This is a genomic window from Streptococcus zalophi, assembly GCF_016481285.1.
Lineage (GTDB): Bacteria > Bacillota > Bacilli > Lactobacillales > Streptococcaceae > Streptococcus > Streptococcus zalophi.
On record NZ_JAENBP010000004.1, the window covers coordinates 151,426 to 157,672 of the forward strand.

Annotated in this window: 7 protein-coding genes; 5 read left to right on the forward strand and 2 right to left on the reverse strand. The window is 34.2% G+C overall.

Going from position 1 to position 6,247, the window contains the following annotated elements; translation table 11 throughout:
* The first annotated feature begins 27 nt into the window (after nt 1-27).
* Together JHK64_RS04630 and JHK64_RS04635 are read left to right on the forward strand one after the other, a co-directional pair.
* Nucleotides 28-1,425 (forward strand): Cof-type HAD-IIB family hydrolase, encoded by a 1,398-nt coding sequence (locus JHK64_RS04630; protein WP_199567829.1) that lies wholly within the window; start codon nt 28-30, stop codon nt 1,423-1,425.
* On the forward strand, nt 1,425-1,781 hold the full coding sequence (locus tag JHK64_RS04635) for a S1 RNA-binding domain-containing protein (protein ID WP_199567830.1): 357 nt from the start codon (nt 1,425-1,427) through the stop codon (nt 1,779-1,781). Before JHK64_RS04630 ends, JHK64_RS04635 begins: the two co-directional genes overlap by 1 nt.
* Before the next feature lie 31 nt (nt 1,782-1,812).
* On the opposite strand, the gene cysK is transcribed toward JHK64_RS04635, so the two are convergent.
* Together cysK and JHK64_RS04645 are read right to left on the reverse strand one after the other, a co-directional pair.
* Nucleotides 1,813-2,733, reverse strand: coding sequence for a cysteine synthase A (gene cysK / locus JHK64_RS04640; protein WP_199567831.1), 921 nt, complete (start codon nt 2,731-2,733; stop codon nt 1,813-1,815).
* Nucleotides 2,734-2,782: 49 nt separating this feature from the next.
* Entirely contained in the window at nt 2,783-3,409 is a 627-nt protein-coding gene (locus JHK64_RS04645) for a YigZ family protein (protein WP_199567832.1), read from the reverse strand.
* 56 nt (nt 3,410-3,465) lie between these two features.
* Here JHK64_RS04645 and JHK64_RS04650 point away from each other — a divergent pair, with 56 nt between their 5' ends.
* The 3 genes from JHK64_RS04650 to hpf all read left to right on the forward strand — a co-directional run bounded on the left by JHK64_RS04650 (nt 3,466) and on the right by hpf (nt 6,053).
* The gene (locus JHK64_RS04650) at nt 3,466-4,764 is read left to right on the forward strand and encodes an ATP-dependent helicase ComFA (protein ID WP_199567844.1); all 1,299 of its coding nucleotides are present in this window, start codon (nt 3,466-3,468) and stop codon (nt 4,762-4,764) included.
* Nucleotides 4,764-5,426 carry a ComF family protein gene (locus JHK64_RS04655; RefSeq protein WP_199567833.1) on the forward strand — a complete coding sequence of 221 codons (663 nt, stop codon included), beginning with the start codon at nt 4,764-4,766 and terminating at the stop codon, nt 5,424-5,426. The genes JHK64_RS04650 and JHK64_RS04655 overlap by 1 nt, the downstream gene beginning before the upstream one ends.
* 78 nt (nt 5,427-5,504) lie before the next feature.
* Nucleotides 5,505-6,053, forward strand: coding sequence for a ribosome hibernation-promoting factor, HPF/YfiA family (hpf, locus tag JHK64_RS04660; RefSeq protein WP_199567834.1), 549 nt, complete (start codon nt 5,505-5,507; stop codon nt 6,051-6,053).
* Nucleotides 6,054-6,247 lie beyond the last annotated feature (194 nt).

Genomic DNA, 6,247 nt, shown 5'->3' on the forward strand with positions numbered 1-6,247 from the left:
AATCAATACCAACAACGAAGGAGCCTTATGAACTTAAAAACTAAATACAAAGCAAAGAAAATTAAAGCAGTCTTTTTTGACATAGACGATACCTTACGCATTAAAGATACAGGTTATATGCCAGAGTCGATCAAGACAGTTTTTCAATCATTGAAAAAAAGGGGCTTTATCACAGGTATTGCTTCTGGTCGTGCCATTTACGGGATTGTTCCAGAGATTAAAGCACTAGGACCAGATTACTTTGTTACCATTAATGGGAGTTATGTAGAAACTGGACAAGAAAAAGAAATCTTTAAAAAACCCATTCCTAAAGAATGGGTGGAGGGCTTCGTTAATTGGTGTCATTCAGTTGGAATAGACTATGGTTTTGTTGGTTCAAAAAAAGCAGTGGTGTCAAAAAGAACAAATTTAATTGATGATGCAATTGTTCCAGTTTATGGTGAACTAGATGTTGAACCAGATTTTTATCAAACTAACGATATTTATCAAATGTGGACGTTTGAAGAGGTAGGCGATAGTCTTACCTTACCAGAAAATCTTTCTAAAGATTTGAGATTGGTGAGATGGCACAAGCATTCCTCAGACGTAGTTAGAAAAGGAATTTCAAAGGCTTCTGGATTAGCCAAAGTGCTTGAAAAAACGGGTTTAAAACCCGAGAACGTTCTTGTCTTTGGTGATGAAAAAAACGATATAGAGATTTTTGATTATGCAGGGTTGACCATTGCCATGGGTAATGCTATTGATGAGATTAAAGAAAAAGCAGATTATATTACAGAAACAGTAGAAGCAAATGGCATTTTTAATGCCTTGGAGGAACTAGGAATGGTAGAAAAAACATTACACTTCCCACAGTTAGAAGTGGAAAACAATGAAGGGCCTGTGGCTGTTATTAAAACAAACTTAGGTGATTTAACTCTTAAATTATTTCCTGAACAAGCCCCTAAAACAGTTGCCAATTTTATTGCCCTTAGTAAAGATGGTTATTATGATGGTGTGATTTTTCATCGTGTGATAAATGATTTTATGATTCAAGGCGGTGATCCAACTGGAACTGGTATGGGCGGAGAATCAATCTATGGTGAACGTTTTGAAGATGAGTTTTCAAAAGAGTTATATAATCTTCGTGGTGCTTTATCGATGGCTAATGCCGGACCAAACACTAATGGCAGTCAGTTCTTTATCGTACAAAATAAAACCTTACCATATAGTCCAAAAGAAATGGTAAGAGGTGGATGGCCTGAAGAAATTGCTCAAGCTTATACCAAAGGAGGAACCCCTCATTTAGATAATCGCCACACTGTTTTTGGACAGTTGTTAAATGAAGCATCCTATGAGGTTTTAGACAAAATTGCTGGTGTTGAAACAGGTTTTGCTGATAAACCAGTACAAGACGTCACCATTTTAACCATAGAGGTTATTGACTAATGAAAATTGGTGAAAAGCATAAGGGTGTAATCACAGGTATTAAACCATATGGCGCTTTTGTTCATTTAGATAATGGTTTAATAGGCTTGATTCATATTTCAGAAATCAAGGCTGGTTATATTGATGATATCCATAAACTACTTGAGATTGGTGATGACGTATTAGCTCAAGTGATTGACTATGATGAATATAATCACAAAATAAGCCTTTCTTTAAGAACTCTCGAAGAAGAAAAGCAATCAAAAACACGTCGACATCGTTTTTCAAATAGTCGTATTAAAATTGGATTTCAATCATTAGAAAAACAACTACCTCATTGGATTAACGATACACTTCAGTTTCTAAAAAATAAATAAAGGTTGTCGTAAGCGACAACCTTTATTTATTTTATTGGAACAAACTTGTAGAAAGGTAGCGTTCTCCAGTGTCTGGTAGAATTGCTAATACTTTCTTACCTTTTCCTAATTTTTTTGCCACTTCAATACTTGCAAAGAGAGCGGCACCTGCTGAAATACCAACCAAGATACCTTCTTTTCTGGCAACTGCTCTGGCTGTTTCTAAGGCTTCATCAGTAGAAACAGTAACAATACCGTCATAGCTAGAAGTATCTAGTGTATCTGGAATAAAACCAGCTGAGATTCCTTGAATGCCATGTTTACCTTTAGGTTGGCCAGAAAGCACAGCAGATTCTTTTGCTTCAACAGCATAAATACCAATATTTGGTTGCCATTTTTTCAAAGCGTGAGAAACCCCAGAGATAGTACCACCAGTACCAACCCCTGAAACAAAAGCATCTAAACCAATATCTTCAAAACTAGCAATAATTTCTGGACCAGTAGTGTTTTCATGAGCTGCTGGGTTAGCTGGGTTATTAAATTGTGATAATGAAACGGCATTTTTTTCCGTCATAATTTCTTTTGCTTTTTGGATAGCACCTGGCATACCCTCACTACCAGGTGTTAGAACTAACTCAGCACCATAGGCTTTAATTAATTTTTGTCTTTCAACACTCATACTATCAGGCATGACAATAATAACATGATATCCTTTAGTGGCACCAACAAAAGCAATACCAATACCAGTATTTCCACTGGTTGCTTCAACAATGGTGTCGCCTTCTTTTAGAAGACCATCTTTTTCAGCTTGATTAATCATCCCTAAAGCAATACGATCTTTTACAGAGGAACCTGGATTGAAAGATTCTAGTTTAACATAAACATCAGCAGCTCCTTCGGGAACCAACTTATTCAATTTGACAATTGGTGTATTCCCAACGAGTTCAGTAATATTGTTATAGAGTTTAGTCATAAAAATTCTCCAATCTTTATTAGCTTTATAACACAGTATACTATCACTATCAAAATGGAATTTCAACAATTTGGTTTCCTTCCCTAGAAGTCTTTATTTTTCCATTGTAAAATTCTGTTAAACGAGAAAGTGTAGCTTCAATGTTTTCTTTTTCCAAGTAAATAAAAGTTGTGACGTTAGCTAAAAATTCAGTGTGGTATTCTTGTAAGTTTTCAGTTTCTAAAAATTGAGATAAGGTTTGATATTGGGTATAAGAAAGTTCAATTTTAATGCCTTCTAATTGTTTGACTTCAACCTTGCCCAAAGTGTTAATGGCTTCAGAAACACTACCAGCATAAGCTCTGATTAATCCTCCAGCACCCAGCTTAATCCCACCAAAATAGCGTGTCACTACAGCAACAACATTAGTCAGCTGATTCTTTTCAAGAACTGTTAGCATAGGAACACCCGCAGTACCACTAGGTTCACCATCATCGCTACTTCGTTTGATGAGACTATTGTCACCAATAATCATGGCAGAACAAGAATGAGTGGCCTTATAGTGCTTCTTCTTAACGTCATTAATAAAAGCTTTCCCATCTTCTTCAGACGAAATACGCTTCATTTGGCAAATAAAGCGTGATTTTTTAATCTCTTGTTCGTTCTCACCGTTTTGTGCAATTGTTTTATAATTCATAGATTTATTTTACCTCTTTTTAGATTTTTTGACAAAAAAAGTCGAATAAAGAAATGATGACCAATTTAGATGATTATTACGGTAGATTGTTTACCCAAAATACTTTGCCAGAAATTATAAAAGGACATGTGAAAAGCATGCCAGCCATGACAAAGAAAAATGGTGTTTATTATTGTCAGCGATGTGCCTCAACAGTTGAACAAGAAGCCAACCTACCTAACGGTGATTATTATTGTAGAGAATGTCTTGTTTTTGGTAGAATAAGCAGTTCAGAAAAACTGTATTATCTGCCACCAAAAGTTTTTCCTAAAAAAGATTACTTAAACTGGCAAGGGAAATTAACCGATTTACAAGCAGAAGTATCACAAAAATTATTAGTTGCAATGAAAGAAAAAGAAAATAGTTTGGTTCATGCGGTTACAGGGGCTGGAAAAACAGAAATGATTTATCCAGTTGTGTCAAGCTATTTAAAAAAAGGAAAAAGTGTTGCTCTTGTAAGTCCTAGGATTGATGTCTGCCGTGAACTTCACCATCGTTTTTCTCGTGATTTTACGTCTCCAATCAGTTTACTCCATAATGGTTCAAAACCTTATCAAAGAAGTCCTTTGGTTGTTGCCACTGTTCATCAATTATTTAAATTCTATCATGCTTTTGATTTGATTATTATTGATGAAGTAGATGCTTTTCCTTTTGTTGATAACACAAGTTTATATCGAGCAGTGACCAATGCTTTAAAAAAAGATGGGTTCACCATTTTTTTAACAGCAACATCAACCGAAAAATTAGATAAAGAAGTGGCTCAAAAAAGGTTACAAAAAGTAGATTTAGCAAGACGTTTTCATGCCAATCCCTTAGTTGTTCCAAAACCTTTTTGGTTAAGCCAACTAAGAGAAAGTATTGTCAAAGGAAAATTACCCAGAAAACTGCAACAAAAAATAAAACAACAAGCAAAAACACGATACCCTTTGTTACTGTTTATCCCAGATATCACACTTGGCAAACAATTATTAGAAGTGATGACCAGTTATTTTTCTGATGAAAACATAGCTTTTGTCTCGAGTTTATCAGAAGATCGCTTAGAAATTGTTGAATCTTTTCGACAAGGAAAATTGAGGATTCTAATCACGACAACCATTTTAGAAAGAGGTGTTACTTTTCCATGTGTTGATGTTTTTGTCCTATTAGCAAACCATAAACTCTACTCAAAAAGTTCATTAGTGCAAATTGCCGGCAGGGTCGGCCGTAGTAGTGAAAGACCCACAGGAGAACTTTTGTTTTTTCATGATGGTTTAAATGTCAGTATTAAAAAAGCTATAAAAGAAATTAAAATAATGAATCAAAAAGGAGGATTTTAATGACTTGTTTATTATGTCAAAGAGCACTGATAAATCAGATTAAACTAACTGATATTATCCTTCTTAAAAAAGAAATCCCAACGATTTGCACGGAATGCTCATCACAATTTACCAAACTGTCCGACTGCCATTGCATGACTTGTTTCAAAGAAGGCATTTTAGGAATTTGTGATGATTGTCACCGCTGGCAAGAAAAAGGCAGTAAGCCATCACATCAAAGTTTGTATCTCTATAATGAAGCGATGAAAGGTTTTTTTAGTCGCTATAAGTTTGAAGGAGATTATCTTCTTAGAAAAGTTTTTTCAAATCAAATAAAACTGTTTTTAAAAGGATATAAAAGCTACACTATTGTCCCTGTTCCAACAAACAAAGAACGATTTTCCAAAAGACAGTTTAACCAAGTAACAGGATTCTTAGATGATGCTAAAGTAACTTATCAAGATATACTAATAAAAAAAGACGGCATTGCCCAATCAAAAAAATCAAAAAACGAACGATTAGCAGCACTAATGGGGTTTGAAATAAAATCAAAGGTTAAAATACCCCCAAAAATCTTATTAATTGATGACATTTATACAACAGGTGCAACAGTTTTAGGTATTCAAAAGTTACTCTATCAAAAAGGTGCTAAAGAAGTGATTAGTTTTTCACTAGCAAGGTAATTTAAAACTTGCAAATATCCATGAAAACGTTATAATATAAGTAAAGGTAACGCTAATTAATAGAAAAGAGGTATAAGTATGATTAAATATAGTATTCGTGGGGAAAACATTGAAGTAACAGATGCTATACGCAACTATGTCGAAGCAAAAATTTCAAAAATTGAAAAATATTTTAATGAAGAACAAGAATTAGATGCAAGAGTTAATTTGAAAATTTATCGTGAAAAAACATCAAAAGTAGAAGTTACCATTCCACTAGGATCTATCACGCTAAGAGCTGAAGATGTATCACAAGATATGTATGGTTCAATTGATTTAGTAGTAGATAAAATTGAACGCCAAATCCGTAAAAATAAAACTAAAATTGAAAGAAAACACAAAGAAAAATTACCGTCACATGAAGTTTTCTCTTCTGTTTTTGAGGCAGAAGAAGTTGAAGAAGCACCTATGTCAAAAATTGTGAGAACAAAAAATGTCACTCTAAAACCAATGGATGTTGAAGAGGCTTTGTTACAAATGGAACTACTTGGACACGACTTTTTTATCTATACAGATGGAGATGACAACACCACAAATGTCCTTTACCGTAGAGAAGATGGACAAATTGGTCTTATCGAAGCAAAATAATTCAAAAATAATGATATAATTCTTCTCACCAAGCCTACTTGGTGAGAATTTTTTATAAAAAGAGAAAAAAAGGTATTGACAAAGCTTAGTTGAGGTGCTAGAATATAATAGTTGTCTCGAAAGAGCATGACCTTTGAAAACTGAACAAGACAAGAAACCAAACGTGCAGGGTTATGAAAGTAACCTGTCAAAAA

Coding starts and splice junctions, on each gene's coding strand:
- JHK64_RS04655 (WP_199567833.1), top strand. CDS start 4,764: ATGACTTGTTTATTATGTCAAAGAGCACTGATAAATCAGATTAAACTA.
- JHK64_RS04635 (WP_199567830.1), top strand. CDS start 1,425: ATGAAAATTGGTGAAAAGCATAAGGGTGTAATCACAGGTATTAAACCA.
- JHK64_RS04650 (WP_199567844.1), top strand. CDS start 3,466: ATGACCAATTTAGATGATTATTACGGTAGATTGTTTACCCAAAATACT.
- JHK64_RS04630 (WP_199567829.1), top strand. CDS start 28: ATGAACTTAAAAACTAAATACAAAGCAAAGAAAATTAAAGCAGTCTTT.
- cysK (WP_199567831.1), bottom strand. CDS start 2,733: ATGACTAAACTCTATAACAATATTACTGAACTCGTTGGGAATACACCA.
- JHK64_RS04645 (WP_199567832.1), bottom strand. CDS start 3,409: ATGAATTATAAAACAATTGCACAAAACGGTGAGAACGAACAAGAGATT.
- hpf (WP_199567834.1), top strand. CDS start 5,505: ATGATTAAATATAGTATTCGTGGGGAAAACATTGAAGTAACAGATGCT.